Annotated in this window: 20 protein-coding genes and 1 tRNA gene; 4 read left to right on the plus strand and 17 right to left on the minus strand. The window is 35.8% G+C overall.

What is annotated here, in order from left to right:
- Positions 1 to 196 precede the first annotated feature (196 nt).
- The gene (gene ftsY, locus PCY70_RS11300; protein WP_334307380.1) at positions 197 to 1,117 is read left to right on the plus strand and encodes a signal recognition particle-docking protein FtsY; all 921 of its coding nucleotides are present in this window, start codon (positions 197 to 199) and stop codon (positions 1,115 to 1,117) included.
- Positions 1,118 to 1,189: 72 nt separating this feature from the next.
- Entirely contained in the window at positions 1,190 to 1,903 is a 714-nt protein-coding gene (locus tag PCY70_RS11305) for a helix-turn-helix domain-containing protein (protein ID WP_010166838.1), read from the plus strand.
- 46 nt (positions 1,904 to 1,949) lie between these two features.
- Here the strand turns inward: PCY70_RS11305 and PCY70_RS11310 are convergent, their stop codons facing one another.
- From PCY70_RS11310 to thrB, 10 genes are all read right to left on the minus strand, one after another.
- Positions 1,950 to 2,138, minus strand: coding sequence for a Spo0E family sporulation regulatory protein-aspartic acid phosphatase (locus tag PCY70_RS11310; RefSeq protein ID WP_010166839.1), 189 nt, complete (start codon positions 2,136 to 2,138; stop codon positions 1,950 to 1,952).
- A gap of 63 nt (positions 2,139 to 2,201) precedes the next feature.
- Positions 2,202 to 2,438 (minus strand): hypothetical protein, encoded by a 237-nt coding sequence (locus PCY70_RS11315; RefSeq protein ID WP_305767407.1) that lies wholly within the window; start codon positions 2,436 to 2,438, stop codon positions 2,202 to 2,204.
- A gap of 304 nt (positions 2,439 to 2,742) precedes the next feature.
- Entirely contained in the window at positions 2,743 to 3,549 is an 807-nt protein-coding gene (locus PCY70_RS11320) for a DUF5685 family protein (RefSeq protein WP_305767408.1), read from the minus strand.
- 13 nt (positions 3,550 to 3,562) lie between these two features.
- A complete protein-coding gene (locus PCY70_RS11325) occupies positions 3,563 to 3,952 on the minus strand; it encodes a molecular chaperone DnaJ (RefSeq protein WP_305767409.1) in 390 nt (129 codons plus the stop codon).
- A gap of 65 nt (positions 3,953 to 4,017) precedes the next feature.
- Positions 4,018 to 5,745 (minus strand): phospho-sugar mutase, encoded by a 1,728-nt coding sequence (locus tag PCY70_RS11330; RefSeq protein ID WP_305767410.1) that lies wholly within the window; start codon positions 5,743 to 5,745, stop codon positions 4,018 to 4,020.
- A gap of 24 nt (positions 5,746 to 5,769) precedes the next feature.
- Positions 5,770 to 7,281: a PEGA domain-containing protein gene (locus PCY70_RS11335; protein WP_305767411.1), complete on the minus strand. Its 1,512-nt coding sequence runs from the start codon at positions 7,279 to 7,281 to the stop codon at positions 5,770 to 5,772.
- Between the two features lie 32 nt (positions 7,282 to 7,313).
- The gene (locus PCY70_RS11340) at positions 7,314 to 8,306 is read right to left on the minus strand and encodes a CotS family spore coat protein (RefSeq protein ID WP_305767412.1); all 993 of its coding nucleotides are present in this window, start codon (positions 8,304 to 8,306) and stop codon (positions 7,314 to 7,316) included.
- Positions 8,307 to 8,515: 209 nt separating this feature from the next.
- Positions 8,516 to 9,028 (minus strand): folate family ECF transporter S component, encoded by a 513-nt coding sequence (locus PCY70_RS11345; protein WP_029487947.1) that lies wholly within the window; start codon positions 9,026 to 9,028, stop codon positions 8,516 to 8,518.
- Positions 9,029 to 9,158: 130 nt separating this feature from the next.
- Positions 9,159 to 9,232, minus strand: a tRNA-Met gene (locus PCY70_RS11350).
- 115 nt (positions 9,233 to 9,347) lie between these two features.
- Entirely contained in the window at positions 9,348 to 10,247 is a 900-nt protein-coding gene (thrB, locus tag PCY70_RS11355; protein WP_305767413.1) for a homoserine kinase, read from the minus strand.
- Positions 10,248 to 10,398: 151 nt separating this feature from the next.
- Here thrB and PCY70_RS11360 point away from each other — a divergent pair, with 151 nt between their 5' ends.
- Positions 10,399 to 11,664, plus strand: coding sequence for an O-acetylhomoserine aminocarboxypropyltransferase/cysteine synthase family protein (locus PCY70_RS11360; protein WP_330696990.1), 1,266 nt, complete (start codon positions 10,399 to 10,401; stop codon positions 11,662 to 11,664).
- 9 nt (positions 11,665 to 11,673) lie between these two features.
- The gene (gene metA / locus PCY70_RS11365) at positions 11,674 to 12,576 is read left to right on the plus strand and encodes a homoserine O-acetyltransferase MetA (protein WP_305767415.1); all 903 of its coding nucleotides are present in this window, start codon (positions 11,674 to 11,676) and stop codon (positions 12,574 to 12,576) included.
- A gap of 46 nt (positions 12,577 to 12,622) precedes the next feature.
- Here metA and rsfS read toward each other — a convergent pair whose 3' ends face one another.
- The 7 genes from rsfS to rplU form a co-directional block, all read right to left on the minus strand.
- Positions 12,623 to 12,961, minus strand: a complete 339-nt coding sequence (gene rsfS / locus PCY70_RS11370) for a ribosome silencing factor (RefSeq protein ID WP_010166853.1) — start codon at positions 12,959 to 12,961, stop codon at positions 12,623 to 12,625.
- 15 nt (positions 12,962 to 12,976) lie between these two features.
- On the minus strand, positions 12,977 to 14,158 hold the full coding sequence (gene nadD / locus PCY70_RS11375; protein WP_305767416.1) for a nicotinate-nucleotide adenylyltransferase: 1,182 nt from the start codon (positions 14,156 to 14,158) through the stop codon (positions 12,977 to 12,979).
- Between the two features lie 20 nt (positions 14,159 to 14,178).
- A complete protein-coding gene (yhbY, locus tag PCY70_RS11380; protein WP_010166857.1) occupies positions 14,179 to 14,472 on the minus strand; it encodes a ribosome assembly RNA-binding protein YhbY in 294 nt (97 codons plus the stop codon).
- 13 nt (positions 14,473 to 14,485) lie between these two features.
- Positions 14,486 to 15,757, minus strand: a complete 1,272-nt coding sequence (gene obgE, locus PCY70_RS11385; protein ID WP_305767417.1) for a GTPase ObgE — start codon at positions 15,755 to 15,757, stop codon at positions 14,486 to 14,488.
- A gap of 86 nt (positions 15,758 to 15,843) precedes the next feature.
- The gene (rpmA, locus tag PCY70_RS11390; protein ID WP_010166860.1) at positions 15,844 to 16,122 is read right to left on the minus strand and encodes a 50S ribosomal protein L27; all 279 of its coding nucleotides are present in this window, start codon (positions 16,120 to 16,122) and stop codon (positions 15,844 to 15,846) included.
- Between the two features lie 5 nt (positions 16,123 to 16,127).
- The gene (locus PCY70_RS13890; RefSeq protein ID WP_010166863.1) at positions 16,128 to 16,472 is read right to left on the minus strand and encodes a ribosomal-processing cysteine protease Prp; all 345 of its coding nucleotides are present in this window, start codon (positions 16,470 to 16,472) and stop codon (positions 16,128 to 16,130) included.
- A gap of 3 nt (positions 16,473 to 16,475) precedes the next feature.
- Complete coding sequence (rplU, locus tag PCY70_RS11395) at positions 16,476 to 16,790, minus strand: 50S ribosomal protein L21 (RefSeq protein WP_010166865.1); 315 nt, start codon at positions 16,788 to 16,790, stop codon at positions 16,476 to 16,478.
- Positions 16,791 to 16,864 lie beyond the last annotated feature (74 nt).

A 16,864-nucleotide genomic window follows, 5' to 3' on the forward strand; every position in this document is an offset into this window, starting at 1 on the left:
AGCGATAGATGAAGCGATAGAAGAATTAGAAGAATTAGAAGAATTAGAAGAATTAGAGGATGTTGAAGGTTTGGTAGATGTTGAAGATTTGGTAGATGTTGAGGATTTGGTGGATGAAGAACCTGTTGTTTATTTTGAGGGAGAGCTAGTTGAAGCGGGGCATGACATTTCAAAAGAAGTGCCAGAAGTGAATCTAGTGAGTAAATTTAAAAAATTGTGGCAGGGCTTAACAAAAACTCGTGAAAATATTTGGGACGGGGTAGAAAGCGTTTTAAAAAGTTTCAAAAAAATTGATGAGGAACTATATGAAGAGTTAGAAGAAGTACTAGTTATGTCTGACTTTGGAGCTGAAACTACCGATGCGATTTTGGATCAGTTGCGAGATGTGGTGAAGAGTACCAAAATTACGGAGCCGGCAGAATTGAAAGAAGCGCTTAAAGATATTATTACAGATATTTTAATTTCTACAGACTTAACAAATCCGCTAGTAGTTGATGATAGGCCAAATGTGATTTTGGTAGTGGGAGTGAATGGAGCAGGAAAAACAACGAGCATAGCCAAACTGTCGCATAAGTTGAAGCAAGAAGGAAAAAGCGTACTGTTAGCAGCAGCTGACACGTTTAGAGCAGCCGCAATAGATCAGCTAGAAATATGGGCAGATAGAGCAGGTGTGGATGTCATAAAAAATAAAGAGGGAACAGATCCGGCGTCTGTAGTCTATGATGCAATTTCTGCGGCAAAGGCAAGAAAATCAGATGTTTTAATTTGTGATACTGCGGGTAGATTACAAAATAAAGTCAATCTTATGAAAGAATTAGAAAAAATTGGGCGAATTATTGAAAAAGAGTATTCAAATGCACATAAACAGGTTATACTAGTTTTAGATGCAACCACTGGGCAAAACGCAATATCACAAGTTAAACTTTTTAATGAAGTTGTAAAAATTGATGGAATAATTTTAACAAAACTTGATGGTACAGCCAAAGGGGGAGCGATAGTTGGAATTTGCCAGAGTTTTAACGTTCCTGTAAAATTTATAGGCGTTGGAGAAAAAATGGACGACTTGCAAGAATTTGTCCCAGAAGCTTTTGCAAGAGCATTATTTAGTGAAGATTAAGGCGATAATTCCCTCTAATTTATGGGGGAATTATTAAAGACTATAAGAAGAAAAAGAGGAGTAATTGCAGAAATGGAGAAAAAATTTTTTACTATTAAAGAAGCCTCTATGGCCTTAGGAATGGAACCCTATGTGCTAAGATATTACGAAAAAGAACTTAATCTTAACATTTTTAGAAATTCACAAAAACATAGGATATTCACTCAAGACAATTTAAATGTTATAGAAGAAATCAAAAAATTGAGAAATGCTGGAATAGAGCTGCGTGCTATCAAGATAAAAATTGGGGAAGGAGTTTGCAATAGTGTGAGTGATTTGGAAGAATTGGGAGTACTGGATATGGGCAAGGGGGTGGCTGTTGTTGAGAGTCAAAGAGTATCCTCGATACAAAACGATAGTATTGATGAGTTAGAAAATAAAAAGCATGCGTTTTTGCAACTTATACAGCAGACGATAGAAAGCTCTTTAATAACTAGTCAGCAAATAGCAAAGGCTAGGATTAAGGATGAAATTATGGCTGAATTAAGTGAGGAACTTCAGGAGGATATTCAAAAAAACGTCATTACATACGTTGACGCTCAGATGCAAGAAATTAAACAGGAGCAAAGCGTGAAAAATGATAAGGATGAAAACTATTATAAAAGAGTAGATGAAACTATTAGAGAAATGCAAAACTTAAAGCGTGAAGTGGCAAATTTGAGTGCTAAACAAGAGAACAAGAAAAAATCAATTTGGGAGAATTTATTTGGACGCAAAAACAATTCACAAAACTCAATGCGTATGTAAAGAGCTTACATAAAGAGAAGCCGAATATAAAACTTCGACTTCTTTTTTATACAGGCTTTTTAATTTGTAAATATATATTATAAACATCTAGTTGCTGTTTAAATAAAGGTAGCAGTTGCTGATCTAGTTCTTGACTAATAGTGATAACTTCTTCTGATAAAAGATCAAAGTTTTCGTTTTCGATAGAATTACATAAAGTTTTTTTTAGATGGGTAATAGGATTTATCTCTGTCATAATGTTCGCCTCAATGTCAATTTTAATGTATACTAGTATAGTATGACTTGATACTATACTTTGTTACAGATTTTTGAAATATTTGTAATAACCTTGGATAAGTAAAGTTAAAGCGTAGTCTACAATAAAGCCCAAAACAATAAATCCAACCAATATTACAGGTATAGTTAAAAATCCCAAAGATGAATCAGGTATATTAACCAAAGAGGTTGAATAGATCTCTGTTGGAAAGGCGACGCCGATTCCCAAAATAGGCTCAGATAAATATGGAAGCATAAATGGGCTGGCAATTAAAACCAAGACGATTCCCATAATCGTAAACGTAACTAATTTTAAAATACTTTCTAGTATTAGATTTTCTTTTTCCTCTATGAAAGCTTTGATTATTCCATATGAACCAACTATAAAATATATAAGGCCAAACTTCTTGTTTTTTGTTGGTGGTGTATTGGTTACAGTTGCTGTATTTTGTGATAAATTCTAAGTAGTAAATATGACCACCTATTTATGTGTTTTGGCTTTCTTGTTTTTGCACGCTTGACAGCTATTACATTTTTTTGAAATCATAGTGTATTTGTCCATCATACCATAAATGATAATATTTTCAAGTAGGGCACGATTTTTCACGATTTTTCTTGGGAGCGAGTTTGTTTAGAAGTTCTTTGCAGCTGGCGCCGAGACTAAATATACTAAATTCGAGTTTGTCTTTTGCGGTCATGAATAGTTCGTCTGTTGATTGTCCTTCTTGATAATAAAGAACATAGAGTGGGTTAAAGCTGTTATTTTCAATATCTTTCTGCAAATCATCTAGGGCATCCATAAGGTATATCCACTTGCCAAGAGCGTAGCCAAATCGATAAAGATCGCCTTTGTTTGCTGTAGTGTAAGGATATTTTCGGATTATGGTTCCAACCAATGTTGCAAAGGGATCTGCTATTTCGTCTAAGGAACTAAAATTTTTGGACCGCTCTAGTTCTTGCAATTTATTAAGATTGGATTTTATGATAGGATGCAGAAAGCGAAATTCTGAGGGCACCTTTTGTAAAAATGGTCTAAGTTGAGGTAACAAAAGCTTGCTCCTCAACGAATGTTCATCTAAATAGTCGTCTTTTAATTTGTAGTAGCTTAGCAATACGTTTACTGATGCCGCATATTTTAATGGCTTAGATTGTTGTACAACGGGGCGCTTGCGTGGGCTAATAATACAAGGTTGTTTTTTGAGCTTAACGCGCTGAGGATCTGTGGCATCTAGTAGGATGGCCATTGTAGTAATATCGTAGCTGAGGGTAAGACGCGGTATATTGCTAAAATCTTTTTTGATATGTTGGCATAGGCCGCAGTAATAGCTTTTAAATAGGTCTAGCTGACGTACTTTTAATTCTTCTTTTAGTGGGGTAACATAACCAAACATTATTTCTCCAATCTTAAATACAGCTTATTAAATCGCCACCGCAACATTCACAGCAACTGTCTAGGCAAATTAGGTCGCAGCAGTTAAGCTGACAGCACTCACAGTCTCCGCAAGGACAGCAACCATTGTTTTGTCGATATCGAGGTGTTCTATGGTAATCGCGGCTATAACTGCTAAATCTACTCATCAGTTTGGTGTGAAAATTGTTATATATATTGTTGGTGCCGTCTAATGAAATGGCTTTGTTGATGTTTTCTAAAGCAGATTCGAAAAATGCTTTTTTGTAGGCAATTACACTAGATAAGTAGTACCAAACTGCATTTCTATTTTCAATGCCATTTAACATTGCTGTGGCTTGATTATATTTTTTGACTTTAATCAAGTCTTGTACTTGTGCATACATAGAATCATCTCCTTTAAATAAAGAAAATAAGCAGAATCACGTTAAAGTGAATCCGCTTTAAAGTTTTACATAAGTGGTTCTAAAATTTTGAGTACATCATCTTTAATTGCTTGTAATTTATTATTGGCATCTTCTAGGCTTTGACCTTTAACTCCAATGTAGAATTTAATCTTAGGTTCTGTACCAGAAGGTCTAACACAAATCCAAGCGTTGTTTGATAGTTCAAAATAAATAACATCGGACACAGGTAGCTCAATTTTAGAAGTTGTGCCATCTTTGGTTACTCTTTGCTGTGTTTTGTAGTCACGTTTAGCAAGGATTTGGTATCCGCCTATAGTATCAATCTGTTGATTTCTAAGGGTTTCCATAATATTCTTAATTTTGCCAATTCCTTCGATGCCTTTAAGAGTAAATGATTGAACATCCTCTCTATAATAACCAAATTTTTGATATAACGCAACAAGCGCTTCGTATAAGGTCATACCATTTAATTTGTAGTACGCAGCCATTTCACAAGCGAGTAGACTGGTAACAACAGCATCTTTGTCTCTAGCATAGGTTCCGGCAAGCGCGCCATAGCTTTCTTCAAAACCAAATACATACGAATGTTGGTTGGTTGTTTCAAAGTTTTTAATTTGTTCACCAATAAATTTAAAGCCAGTAAGAACTTCTATTACGTCTGAACCATAAAACTCGCAAATAGGTCTAATCATTTCTGTTGTGACAATAGTTTTGATGACAACGCCATTTGTAGGAAGACTTCCGTTTTCTTTTCTGCCACGTAAAATATAGTCAGTCAACATAGTACCTATCATATTACCGGTTAGAACAATATATTCACCTTTTTCATCACGAATTAAAACACCAACACGATCAGCATCGGGATCGGTTCCTATTATGATATCGGCTTGTTCTTTTTTTGCAAGCTCTATTGCTAGTTTAAATGCATTGGGATCTTCTGGATTTGGACTTTTTACAGTCGGGAAATTTCCATCTGGCTTCTCTTGTTCTGCAACAACATAAACATTTTTGAAGCCTACTTCTTTTAGTGCGCGTCTAACAGGCAAATTTCCAGTTCCATGTAATGGAGTATACACTATTTTGAATTCGTCTGCAACTTTATTGATTACATCTTGATTGATAACTTGTGATTTTACTTGTTCGATATATAATTTATCTATATTTTCACCGATGATTTCTAGTAATCCATCAGCTTTCGCTTCTGTTTCGGTGGTGGTTTTTATAGTACTGAAGTCTGTTATGCTATTAACTTCGTCGATGATCATTTTATCAAATGGCGCTATGACTTGAGCTCCGTCATTGCCATAAACTTTATATCCGTTATATTCAGGTGGATTGTGGCTTGCGGTAATAACAACTCCGGCATCAGCTTTTAGTGTGCGTAAAGCAAAACTGAGTTGCGGAACGGCTCTTAAACTTTCGAATAGATATGCTTTTATGCCGTTGGCAGCTAATACTAAGGCGGTATCCATAGCAAAAGTGTCGGATTTGTTTCGAGAATCATACGCAATTACAACTTTAGGATTTTGAAGTCCTTGCCCTTTAAGAAAATTTGCCAGTCCTTGAGTTGCTTTTTGAACGATATACTTGTTCATTCTGTTTGTTCCAGCTCCGATAACGCCTCTAAGTCCTGCGGTACCAAATTCAAGTTCTGTGTAAAATCGGTCTTCGATTTCTTTTTCGTCGTTTTCAATACTCTTAAGTTCGGCTTTTGTTGCGTCGTCAAAACACTCGTCGGTGAGCCATTTTTGGTAAAGATCTTTGTAATTCATTTTTAATGTCCTCTCTTATTTTGTTTATTTTGGTGCAAGTACATACAAATAGTCTGTTTGAATGTCTTCCTCTTCTACTATAATCGAAGTTGAATAATTTTCATAGCCCTCTAGCGAAAATTCTACTTTGTATATGCCTGTGTCTAGATTTTTTGATACAGGTGTTACGCCGATATAGACTCCGTTTAAATATACAGAAGCATTTGGTGGATTCGTATTAAGATTAATAATATGGTTATATTCTGGTTCGACGGATTCTGTAAGCTCGAAATCTGGCTCGATAGATATTTGAGGTTCTATTGGAGCGGGAGTACTTGGCTGCAGTAATGGTTCAATTACAATTTGTGGCCCCGAGGTATCCAATGCGGCTGAGACGGCATCAGGAACAGGTATAGGTGCGACGTCTAAAAGTAACTCAGCGTCTAAGTTTGACTCTACAATTGGTTCAGGCGTAGGTTCTATAATTGGCTCAGGCGCTGGCGGCAGTGGTGGCGGTGGTGGCGGTACTGCAGAAAGAATAAATTGGAAAGCCATATCATCTTGAACTTTAAATTCATGGCTATAGTCATAAAAACCTGCCGAAGTTATGTCTAGAGTATATGTTCCCCGGGGTAATTGAAAATTTCTAGTTTCACCGTAGCTTATATTATCTATACTCAGATTATAGGGTTGATTATTGTTTACTATCTTAATAGCGACGTCATAAGTGATCGGTTGAATATTGGCTGCATCTAGTATATAGGTTTGTCCATATTCTATTATGGCATCTTCTACAATAATAGGCAAGTAGTTTTCTAAATATAATGCAAGATTATATGTTCCGGCTTGTACTTTGACAGTATTATCTGGAAGTGTGTTTAATGGAATTTGCCTTTGCCTGTTGATTTCAAGGCGTCCATTTTCTGATGGTAGATTGGTGACTTGAATATATCCTAGCCCATTTATAATATTTAAGCTATAAATATCGTCTTCTAATCCCTTTATTAAAATCTCATCAAATTCAGTTAAATTAGATAAATCAGACAGAATTTCTTGGTTAGGGTTTTGAAAGATAGCCAATTCATCAATATGATACTTTTTAGTTCCGATACTAACAGTTTGAGATTTTGTATCGATTTGTGTGTTTGCTATATTATGATGCATAAAAGCCATTGGATGAATCTGTAAGGATACTATATCATGAGAGTTGATCTTATATGATACGTCTACTATTTCACCTAAAACAATTTGAGAGAGTGGAATTTGTTTGTTGTACTTGTCTGAAATTGATGAACTACCAACAATATTTAGCTCTATAGGCTCGTGGTTGTCTACATTTGTAATTATTAACTTATTGCCATCAATTTTGGTTACCACTCCATCGAATGTTAATTGGACTTCTTTTATAGCTGGTTCTGGGACTTCGGAAAGCTCTTCGACTAGTTGAGGTTCTATAGTAAATTGTGATATTTCAACTATTAGAAATACCATAACACCAACTAGACAAACTACAAGAGTGGAGATAATCCCAATGACTAAAAATCTGTTACTTTTCATCTGTAAGCCTCCTATGATTAAAGTATATTATGTCAGAGATTTTCTTTAATGTATTTAGAAGCTGCAAGTTGCTTCTCCTTATATACTAGCATGTTTTCCCATTTTACTAAAAACATACTATAATTATTTCTTCTTTTACATTGTAAATAGTTGTTACACATAGAAGCGAATTTTTCAGGAAAAATCAACAGAGCTTTAAGGACAGCGCGTTCATCGATTGAAAGTGGACGAATATTTTCATATTCAGTTAAAAGTATTTTGAGAAATTCAATATCCCAAGAATTTTTTTGCATAATTTTGGAAAGTATTGAGCTTAAATCTTGTATTTGCATATTTATGCCACATTTATCTATATTTAATAAATAGAGTTGACTGTTAGTTTTGCCAACAGAATGATACTTGTATTCGTTATGTGCTAAGGTTCTATTGGTGGTGGCATGTTTTATTAGAGATGTACAACTGTTTTCATTGATACACATAAGAGCCAAATTTTCAAGATCTAAATAATCTTTGTAGTCTTTTAAGAACATTGCTTCAAATTCAGTTTTTTGAGAAAGCGGTTGAATAGCTTTTTTTAGAGTGTTAGTTTCTTTGATTCTTTTGGTAAAATAAGAATAGACATCTTTCATATGTATTGGACTTGCATCATGTACAGAAGTTTTAAGATTCAATCCACATTTATGAAAGTTGGCCAAAAGTTTGATGATTGCTATAATATCTTCGGTGTTCTTAAACTCAATTTCTAAACTATTTTTATGACTTTGTAATATATAAGTTTGTCCCGTGATAGTTACGTAAGGGAGATTTTTTTTTGTGGGATAAATGATTTCAGTTTGTGTAAAACCATTTTTGTATAAGTGATTGATTGCTTCATACATAAAAATAATTTGTTCATGCTGTGTATTTACTTTTCTCAAAATATATTTACCCTTATTTGTATCCAATATAAAATTATTTCTGTTGTATTGTGATCTGTAGACTTCTAAGTCGTACTCGTTTAGTAAATCTTTTGGAATATTTCTCAAAGCCTAATCCCCCCTTTATTAATAAATTTTATTGTCTATTAATCTATATGAGTAATCACCTTAAAAAATATCATTTTTTTTGTATATTTTTGCATGGCGTTTTGGGAGGGTACATTTTAATTGTTTGCACTCTAATATTTTTTATGCATGAATTTCAATTTTATATTAATCACCAGGGTTAATTTGATAGCAAAATTGAATATGTTTTATTAGATTACTATTTGTTTTTTGAGCTGAGGTACCAAATATTTAAGAGTAAGGCCCAACAATATTACTTCAATAGGAAACATTAAAAGTTCTTCGGCAATTCGTGGAGTTGCTATTACAATAAATGATTTGCCTATGAGTAGTGAAAGCCAATAAGAATTTAAGCCGGCAGTTACGATAATTAGGGACAAAGCCTTGATGGCAATAACGCGATACCAGCTAAATGGTTTGCGATATAACAATGCCGCATATATAGAGCCGCCAACCATTGCGCTTAAGGTAAATCCTGGAAAAAATGGACCAGTTGGAAATAGCAATGCTGCCAATAAGTCTGAGATACCGCAAGCCAAAATTGTCCAAGCGGGTTTAAAATAGACCGCAATTATTCCGGTGACCACAGATGCAAAGCTGATTCGGATTAAATCGCCAATATGTATTGCAAGGTGACGTGATAAAACTACGTGTATTGCGATTAAAAGGCTAAGAATAGTGAGTTGTTTAGTTGTTAATTTCATTGTTGCCTCCTTAATGATTTTTGGGGGTATGAGTGTAAGAGAAGGATGTTGCAAATGGAATGGATTTTGTGATAGATTATTATATTATAAAAGTGAAGGGTGTATGCATTTATTTTTGGGCATAAAAAAATAGCGGAAAAGGGAGTCGAACCCCCGACACCATGGGTATGAACCATGTGCTCTAGCCAACTGAGCTATTCCGCCAAATTTAATACTCGTTTACTATACACCATTTAAAAAAGTTTGACAAGCCCCTTTTGCAAAAAAAAATTAAAAAAGTAGACACACAAGGAAGAATCAGGTGTCTACCCGTTTATTATTATATTTCGGTGATGACAACGGCACCTTTGGTATCTGCTCGTAAAATTTCTACTGTAGAATTTATTTGTGCATCGGTAAAGCCTTGTCGCATAGCTGCAGCAATACAGTCTAAGTTGTGGGTTGCAAATGCTATTAATGTGGGGCCTGCACCAGAAATCATCGAGCAGATGGCTCCTGCTGCCATGGCATTGCCGGTTACTGCATCAAATCCAGGAATTAGATCCTTTCTTGCAGGAGTGAAAATTAAATCTTGCGTTGCTATTTCGAGTTGGCGAATATCTCCGCTTGCGAGTGCTCCAACTAAAAAGCAAGCCCGTTGAAGTTGTGTGACAAGAGTTGTGCGAGAAAATTCTTTGGGTATAACGCTTCGGGCCAATTTAGTGGGAAGCTCATAGTCTGGAATGGCAGTAATAAATCTGAGGTCGCGGTTGGGAACTATTTTGTGATAGTGGGTAACATCATGATCCATCATAGAAATTGTAAATCCACCTACCGCACAAGGGACAACATTATCTGGATGACCTTCGATAAGTGATGCTTCTGAAATAAGCTCGGCTTCGGTAAACAGATCATTGAGATACGCATTTGCGGCATAGACACCCGCGACTATTGCAGATGCAGAGCTTCCGAGCCCACGCGAACCAGGAATATCGGTAACCATGGTGATTTTTACCAATGGAAATCCTCGACCAGCTTTAGCAAAAATACGCTTTGCTCCAGTATAAAATAAATTTTCATCAAGTAAAATATCTCGATTAAATCCTTGCTTAAAGATTATTTCAAATCTATCATTATCTTCCATTACAACGGTTAAATATTTTGATAGCCCAACTCCCAAACAATCGATTCCGCTTCCAATATTTGCGGTGGATGCAGGAACTTTAACTGTAACTTTCATAGCAGATCACTCCTTTTATTTTGTATTAAGTATATGATAATAATTTTATTTTAGCAAGAATAAATGATTTAATACGATTAAAAATCAACTTTGTTGGTTATTATAAATCTTGACTAGTTATTACGTCAAATATTCTTAAGGAGGTATGTTAATGCGCACAGCAACAAAATGTATTCAGTCTGGATATAAACCTAAAAATGGTGAACCGAGGGTGGCTCCACTAATTCAGTCTACAACATATAAGTATGATGACGCGGATATGGTCGCGGATTTATTTGATTTGAAAGCAGCAGGGCATATGTATTCTAGAATAAGCAATCCTACATGCGGATATCTAGAGGAAAAAATTACTGATATGGAAGGTGGCGTAGGCGCTATTGCAACATCATCGGGGCAGTCGGCATCGTTACTTGCAATACTAAATTTGGCCTCGGCTGGAGATCACATTTTATGTATGTCAAATTTATATGGCGGAACGTTCAATCTTTTTGATATAACGCTTCGAAAGTTGGGTATAGAATTTGATTTTGTAGATCCTAATGCAACTGCAGAAGAAATGCAAAAGTATATCAAGAAAAATACAAAAGCAATGTTTGGAGAAACTATCGGAAACCCAAGTTTGGATGTGTTAGATTTTGAAAAGGTAAGTACCGTAGCGCATAAAAACGGATTGCCGCTAATTGTAGATAATACGTTTGCAACACCGCATTTGTGTCGTCCTTTTGAGCATGGGGCAGATATTATTATTCACTCGACTACCAAATATATTGATGGACATGCAACCTGCGTTGGAGGGCTGCTAGTAGATAGCGGAAAATTTGATTATACAAATGGCAGATTTCCGGAGTTTACAACGCCAGATGCAAGTTATCATGGATTGGTTTATACAGAAGCATTTGGAAAGCAGGCATTTATTCTGAAAGCTCGTGTTACATTGCTCAGAGATATGGGATGTACGATGAGTCCGTTTAATGCGTATCTCACAAATATAGGTGCAGAAACTATGGCGGTGAGAATGGATAGACACTCTGAGAATGCTCTGACCGTTGCAAAGTTTTTGGAGGAGCACCCAAAAGTGGCTTGGGTAAATTATCCGGGTCTTAAGTCTAATGCTTCATATGAGTTGGCACAAAAATATTTGCCGAACGGAGCTAGTGGAATAATAACCTTTGGGGTTAAGGGAGGTGCCGCAGCAGGAAAAGCTGTGATCAATAATGTAAAGCTGGCGACCTTGGTAGTGCATGTTGGGGATATAAGGACCCATTTGCTGCACCCAGCTAGCATGACGCATCGTCAACTAAGCCCAGAGGATCAATTAAAAGCTGGTGTAACCCCCGATCTAGTGAGGTTATCTGTAGGGATAGAAGATATCAATGATATAATTACAGACTTAACAAATGCGCTTGCTAAAGTATAGGAGGATATGATGCCTGTTATAATACCTCAAAATTTGCCAGCAACAGAAATATTGCAAAAAGAAAATATATTTGTGATGCGAAAAGGTCGTGCAGAAAGGCAAGATATTAGACCACTAAATATAGCAATAGTGAATTTGATGCCCACAAAAGTAGAGACAGAAACGCAGTTGCTTAGACTAATAGGGAATACTCCGTTACAAATAAATGTAGATTTTGTTCATATGTCTACGCATGAAAGTAAGAATGCGTCCAAAAATCATCTCGAAAATTTTTATAAAGACTTTACAGAGATTAAGCATAAAAAGTATGATGGGATGATTGTGACGGGAGCGCCAGTAGAGATGTTGGATTTTGAAGAGGTGGATTATTGGGATGAGCTTTTGCAGATTTTAGAATTTGCCAAGACCAATGTATACTCAACATTATTTATTTGTTGGGGAGCACAGGCAGCACTATATTATTATTATGGCATAGATAAAATTGTGTTAGATAAAAAAATATTTGGAGTGTTTGAGCATAAAGTTGTAAAGGCATGTCAAATTGTGAGAGGTTTTGATGATACATTTTTTGCTCCACATTCTAGGCATACTGGCTGGGATAATCTAGTTTTAAGTCAGTCAAAAGATTTTGATATAGTTTCAACTTCCGATGATGCAGGAGTATATATTTTGGTTAGTCGCGATAATAAATTTGTATTTGTATCGGGGCATTCCGAATATGATCCATATATTTTGGAGCAAGAATATCAACGGGATAAAAATTTAGGACGAAATATAAATATTCCGTATAACTATTATCCAGATGATAATCCAAATTTAGCCCCAAAAGTTAAGTGGAGATCCCATGCTAATTTGCTGTTTTCAAACTGGCTCAACTACCATGTGTATCAAGAAGTGCCATATGAAAATTGAAATAATAATGCAGACGACCAGCCTAAAACGTCTGCATCTATAAGCATTAAAAAGGAATATTTTTTCCATCTTGCCAAAGTCTGTGAAGCCCATAAATTTGAGCATCTTCTTTGTATAAAATATGCACTATAACGCCCAAATAATCAAGCAAGATCCAGCGTGCGGTTTCGTATCCTTCTGAATGTTTTGCCGCAATGTTTTCTTCTTCTAACAAATATTCTAGTTCTTCGGAAATAGCCATCGATTGTCTCGTGTTAGAGCAAATAGCGATTACAAAGTAGTCTGTTAAAGTGGTCAGTTCTTTAACCTCAACAATCTCTAAATCTTCTAATTTTTTTTTATCTAAAATATGCGCTATTTTTAATGCTAATTCATATGGTTCCATATAGATCCACCCTCTCTAATTATATTTTTCATACTCTTCTATTAAACCGTTAAGGCTTGGGTGAAGTTCTTTCTGTTTTTCATGTACCACAGAATGTCGCACTATTTTCATTGAGTAGTACATAGCTCGATCTAAATCTTGAAAGCATAGTTTTCGTAATATAGTGTAGCTATCACTAGAGCCACGTCCATATTCACACATGTCGGCAAGATAAACAATTTTTTCCAAGTTGGACATGTTGTGTCTGCCAATAGTATGATATCGTATACTATCTAATATGTCGGGGTCTGTTATATTATATGAATGTTCTACCAGAAATGCTGCAATTTTTCCGTGTTTTAATTGTGGATGCGCTGTTTCGAAGGCATCAAATTCGATAGGGTATTCTGCTGTGTGATCCATTTCTTTTGCAAGGTCATGATATATGCAACCTAAATAAGCTTTATTTGCGTCAACACCATGATGTTGTGCCAGTTTAACGCCAAATTCTGTAACACCCAGAGTGTGGCTAAATCTCTTAGCCCCCATGGCGGATGCGACAATTTCTTCTATATGTTTTTGCTCTGATTTGCTAATGGTGAGTTTATTATAGTATAATTCTTTTTTTCTTATATAAGCTTCTACTGAGGGAGGCACCAAATATTGAACAGATTTATTGCTGTATATTCGATGCCTAATTTCGGTAGAAGAAATATCAAATCCTAGGTGATCTATTCTCAAAATAGTGGCATTAAAATTGTCTTCTAGAAATTTGATTTGGGTGGAGACTGCTTCATTGTTAAAATTTGGTCGATTTACAACAATAAATTTGCAAAGATTAATAAGTTCGGTGCTTTTATACCAGTTTAAAATGTCTAAAATGCTATCATCACCAACTATAAAATAGAATTCGCTATCTGCAAAAGTATGCTTTAAACTGCAGATAGTATCGTAGCTATAGCTGGGACGATCGTTTTTATACTCAATATCGCTAATAAAAAAATGAGGGTTATCCAAAATAGCGAGTTTGGTCATATGAAACCTATTTTTTTTTGAAGAGATGTGTATAGATTTTTTGTGTGAGGGGTTGCCGTTAGGAATAAATAAAATTTTGTCTAGTTTAAATTGTTCTAGGACTTCTTGTGCTATTACCAAATGTCCGTTGTGTATGGGGTCAAATGTGCCCCCCATGATACCTATTCTTACTTTAATATCCATGTTGATCACCTCGTTTAATATTAGTTTTCCGGTAATATTATTTTTGGATTTTTCTTAGGCATTTTATACAAAATAATTTTTTTCCCAATAATTTGAATTAATTGAGATTTGCTTCTTTCGGCCAACATTTGAGCAATGTCAGTAATATCTTCGTCGCAATTGTTTAGTACAGTTATTTTTATAAGCTCTCTTGCCGCCAATGCTTCAGATATTCCAATAACTAATTCTGGAGTAACCGAGTTTTTGCCAACCTGGAATGTGCTATTAATATTTTGGGCCAGTGATCTAAGATGCGCTCGTTGTTTACTAGTCATGTTTTTGTCCTTTCTATTTATAATATTCAAATTCTATGTCATAAATTCGTACAGTGTCGCCTTCTTTTATTCCGGCTTGCTCTAAACTGTCAATAATTCCTTTGTCGCGAAGGTATTTTTGGAAGAATGCGAAGCCCTTTTCCGAATCTAATGACGTATATCCAATCATTTTTTCAACTCCCACTCCACTAACGGCAAAATAACCGCTTTCAATTTCGGATACCGTAAAACTTTCTTTGCTAATTTCATCTTCTACAAATTCTGGCTCAAATGTAATATTATCAGCCGGAAGACTGCTTAATAGAGTATCGATTTCTTGTAGTAGCGTTTGTAGGTTGGAATTTGAGGCCGCAGAAATAGGGACGACTTTGATGCCACGACCAATTTCAAAAAATTCTGTTAGTTCCGCAATATATTCGCTTGAGATGTCGATCTTGTTAGCTGCAATAATTTGGGGCTTGGTTTCGAGAATTTGTGGATTATATTTGTCTAGCTCTTTTATAATGGTTAGAATGTCGCTTTTTGGATCGCGACCCTCTGTGCCGGCGGCATCAACTACGTGAACAATCACCTTGGTTCTTTCTATATGTCTTAGAAAATTAAAGCCTAGCCCCACACCGTCGGATGCCCCTTCGATTATTCCTGGGATATCAGCCATAACAAATTGTTTGCCAAACCGGTTTGTTACAACTCCAAGATTTGGCGAAAGTGTTGTAAAGTGATAGTCCGCAATTTTGGGTTGTGCGTTACTAACCATTGATAATAAAGTAGATTTTCCAACATTAGGAAAGCCTACTAATCCGACGTCGGCAAGCATTTTGAGTTCTAAAGTAACCCAATATTCTTTTGCATCGCGCCCCTTTTCGGCATATTTGGGAGCTTGTCTTGTTGGTGTTGCAAAGTGTTGGTTGCCCTTGCCACCTTTGCCGCCCTTAAAAATAATTTCTTGCTGATCGTCTAAATACATGTCTGCAATAATTTTTTGAGACTCCGCTTCTCTTATGATAGTGCCTTTTGGAACACGAATAACTTTATCTAACCCGTCTTTGCCGTGGCAACGCTTTTTGGCTCCGGGTTCTCCGTCTCCAGCTTTGTATTGTCGAATATGTTTAAAATTCAACAATGTATTTATGCCAGAATCTACTTGAAATATAATATCGCCGCCAGTACCTCCGTCGCCCCCATCGGGCCCTCCATTGGGTACGTATTTTTCACGTCTAAAAGACACATGTCCGTCGCCACCACGCCCCGAGCGTACAAATATTTTTACATGATCTACAAACATTTTTTTACCTCCATTCATAATTTATTGATTTATTTATTTATGCTATGAAAAAAAGGGCTCAACTTAAAGTTGAAACCCCTTGTAAATTAAGCACTGTATACAGAAACTTGTTTTTTGCTTCTACCTTTACGTTCAAATCTAACTACTCCATCGACTAGAGCGAAAAGAGTATCATCGCCACCACGCCCAACGTTGGTGCCAGGATGGATTTTGGTTCCTCTTTGACGGTATAGAATGTTACCAGCTTTTACAAACTGTCCGTCGGCTCTTTTGGCACCTAGACGTTTAGATTCGGAGTCGCGTCCGTTTTTGGATGAGCCAACTCCCTTTTTGCTAGCAAAAAACTGTAAGTCAAAACGTATCATATTTTTCACCTCCGAGGTATATACTTTTTGATCCTAACATTTGCAGGATACATTTTTTGAATTCCTTCTAACCCAAACGACAAGCTCTTAAGTAAAATTGTGGTTTGGGGATTATAGATCTCATTTTTTATATTCGGAAATGTGCAATCTATAATTCCTTGTTGTTCGTCCTTTTCATTTATAAGCATAGGCTCATCTAAGAAAGCTTCTATCGAATTGACAGCAGTAAATACAAGGGCACTAACGCCTGCACATACAATATCGGATCCTGATTTTGCGTAATTCGCATGACCCGAAACTCGAAATCGAAATAGGTTTTCCTCTTTAAAATAAAGCTTAATATTTATCATTGACTAGGCATTAATAGAAGTAATTTTAACTTTTGTAAAGCGTTGACGGTGCCCTTGCTTTTTCTTGTAAGTTTTTTTAGGCTTATATTTAAAAACTATAATTTTTTTGCCTTTACCTTCAGCTTCAAGAACTTCTGCTTTAACAGTGGCACCTTTTACACATGGAGAACCAGTTACTAAAGAGTCGGCTTTTTTTACCGCTAAGACGTTTTCGAAAGAAACTTCATCGCCGTTTGATACACCTAGTTTTTCAACCTTGATAATCATGCCTTCTTCAACTTTGTACTGTTTTCCACCAGTTTCAATAATTGCGTACATTTGTGTACACCTCCCTGATCATAAAATCGCCGAATATGGTATCCAATAGGAATTTAAAAAAACCGCTTCGAGCG

Origin of the sequence: Candidatus Epulonipiscium viviparus (assembly GCF_030708075.1) — a bacterium.
Classification (GTDB): domain Bacteria; phylum Bacillota; class Clostridia; order Lachnospirales; family Cellulosilyticaceae; genus Epulonipiscioides; species Epulonipiscioides viviparus.

Bases quoted from the DNA above. Each gene is read 5' to 3' on its own strand.
- obgE (WP_305767417.1), bottom strand. From the start codon at position 15,757: ATGTTTGTAGATCATGTAAAAATATTTGTACGCTCGGGGCGTGGTGGC.
- yhbY (WP_010166857.1), bottom strand. From the start codon at position 14,472: ATGACTAGTAAACAACGAGCGCATCTTAGATCACTGGCCCAAAATATT.
- thrB (WP_305767413.1), bottom strand. From the start codon at position 10,247: ATGAAAGTTACAGTTAAAGTTCCTGCATCCACCGCAAATATTGGAAGC.
- PCY70_RS13890 (WP_010166863.1), bottom strand. From the start codon at position 16,472: ATGATAAATATTAAGCTTTATTTTAAAGAGGAAAACCTATTTCGATTT.
- PCY70_RS11325 (WP_305767409.1), bottom strand. From the start codon at position 3,952: ATGTATGCACAAGTACAAGACTTGATTAAAGTCAAAAAATATAATCAA.
- PCY70_RS11305 (WP_010166838.1), top strand. From the start codon at position 1,190: ATGGAGAAAAAATTTTTTACTATTAAAGAAGCCTCTATGGCCTTAGGA.
- PCY70_RS11320 (WP_305767408.1), bottom strand. From the start codon at position 3,549: ATGTTTGGTTATGTTACCCCACTAAAAGAAGAATTAAAAGTACGTCAG.
- PCY70_RS11360 (WP_330696990.1), top strand. From the start codon at position 10,399: ATGCGCACAGCAACAAAATGTATTCAGTCTGGATATAAACCTAAAAAT.
- nadD (WP_305767416.1), bottom strand. From the start codon at position 14,158: ATGGATATTAAAGTAAGAATAGGTATCATGGGGGGCACATTTGACCCC.
- metA (WP_305767415.1), top strand. From the start codon at position 11,674: ATGCCTGTTATAATACCTCAAAATTTGCCAGCAACAGAAATATTGCAA.
- PCY70_RS11345 (WP_029487947.1), bottom strand. From the start codon at position 9,028: ATGAAATTAACAACTAAACAACTCACTATTCTTAGCCTTTTAATCGCA.
- rsfS (WP_010166853.1), bottom strand. From the start codon at position 12,961: ATGGAACCATATGAATTAGCATTAAAAATAGCGCATATTTTAGATAAA.
- PCY70_RS11310 (WP_010166839.1), bottom strand. From the start codon at position 2,138: ATGACAGAGATAAATCCTATTACCCATCTAAAAAAAACTTTATGTAAT.
- rpmA (WP_010166860.1), bottom strand. From the start codon at position 16,122: ATGATACGTTTTGACTTACAGTTTTTTGCTAGCAAAAAGGGAGTTGGC.
- PCY70_RS11335 (WP_305767411.1), bottom strand. From the start codon at position 7,281: ATGAAAAGTAACAGATTTTTAGTCATTGGGATTATCTCCACTCTTGTA.
- PCY70_RS11330 (WP_305767410.1), bottom strand. From the start codon at position 5,745: ATGAATTACAAAGATCTTTACCAAAAATGGCTCACCGACGAGTGTTTT.
- rplU (WP_010166865.1), bottom strand. From the start codon at position 16,790: ATGTACGCAATTATTGAAACTGGTGGAAAACAGTACAAAGTTGAAGAA.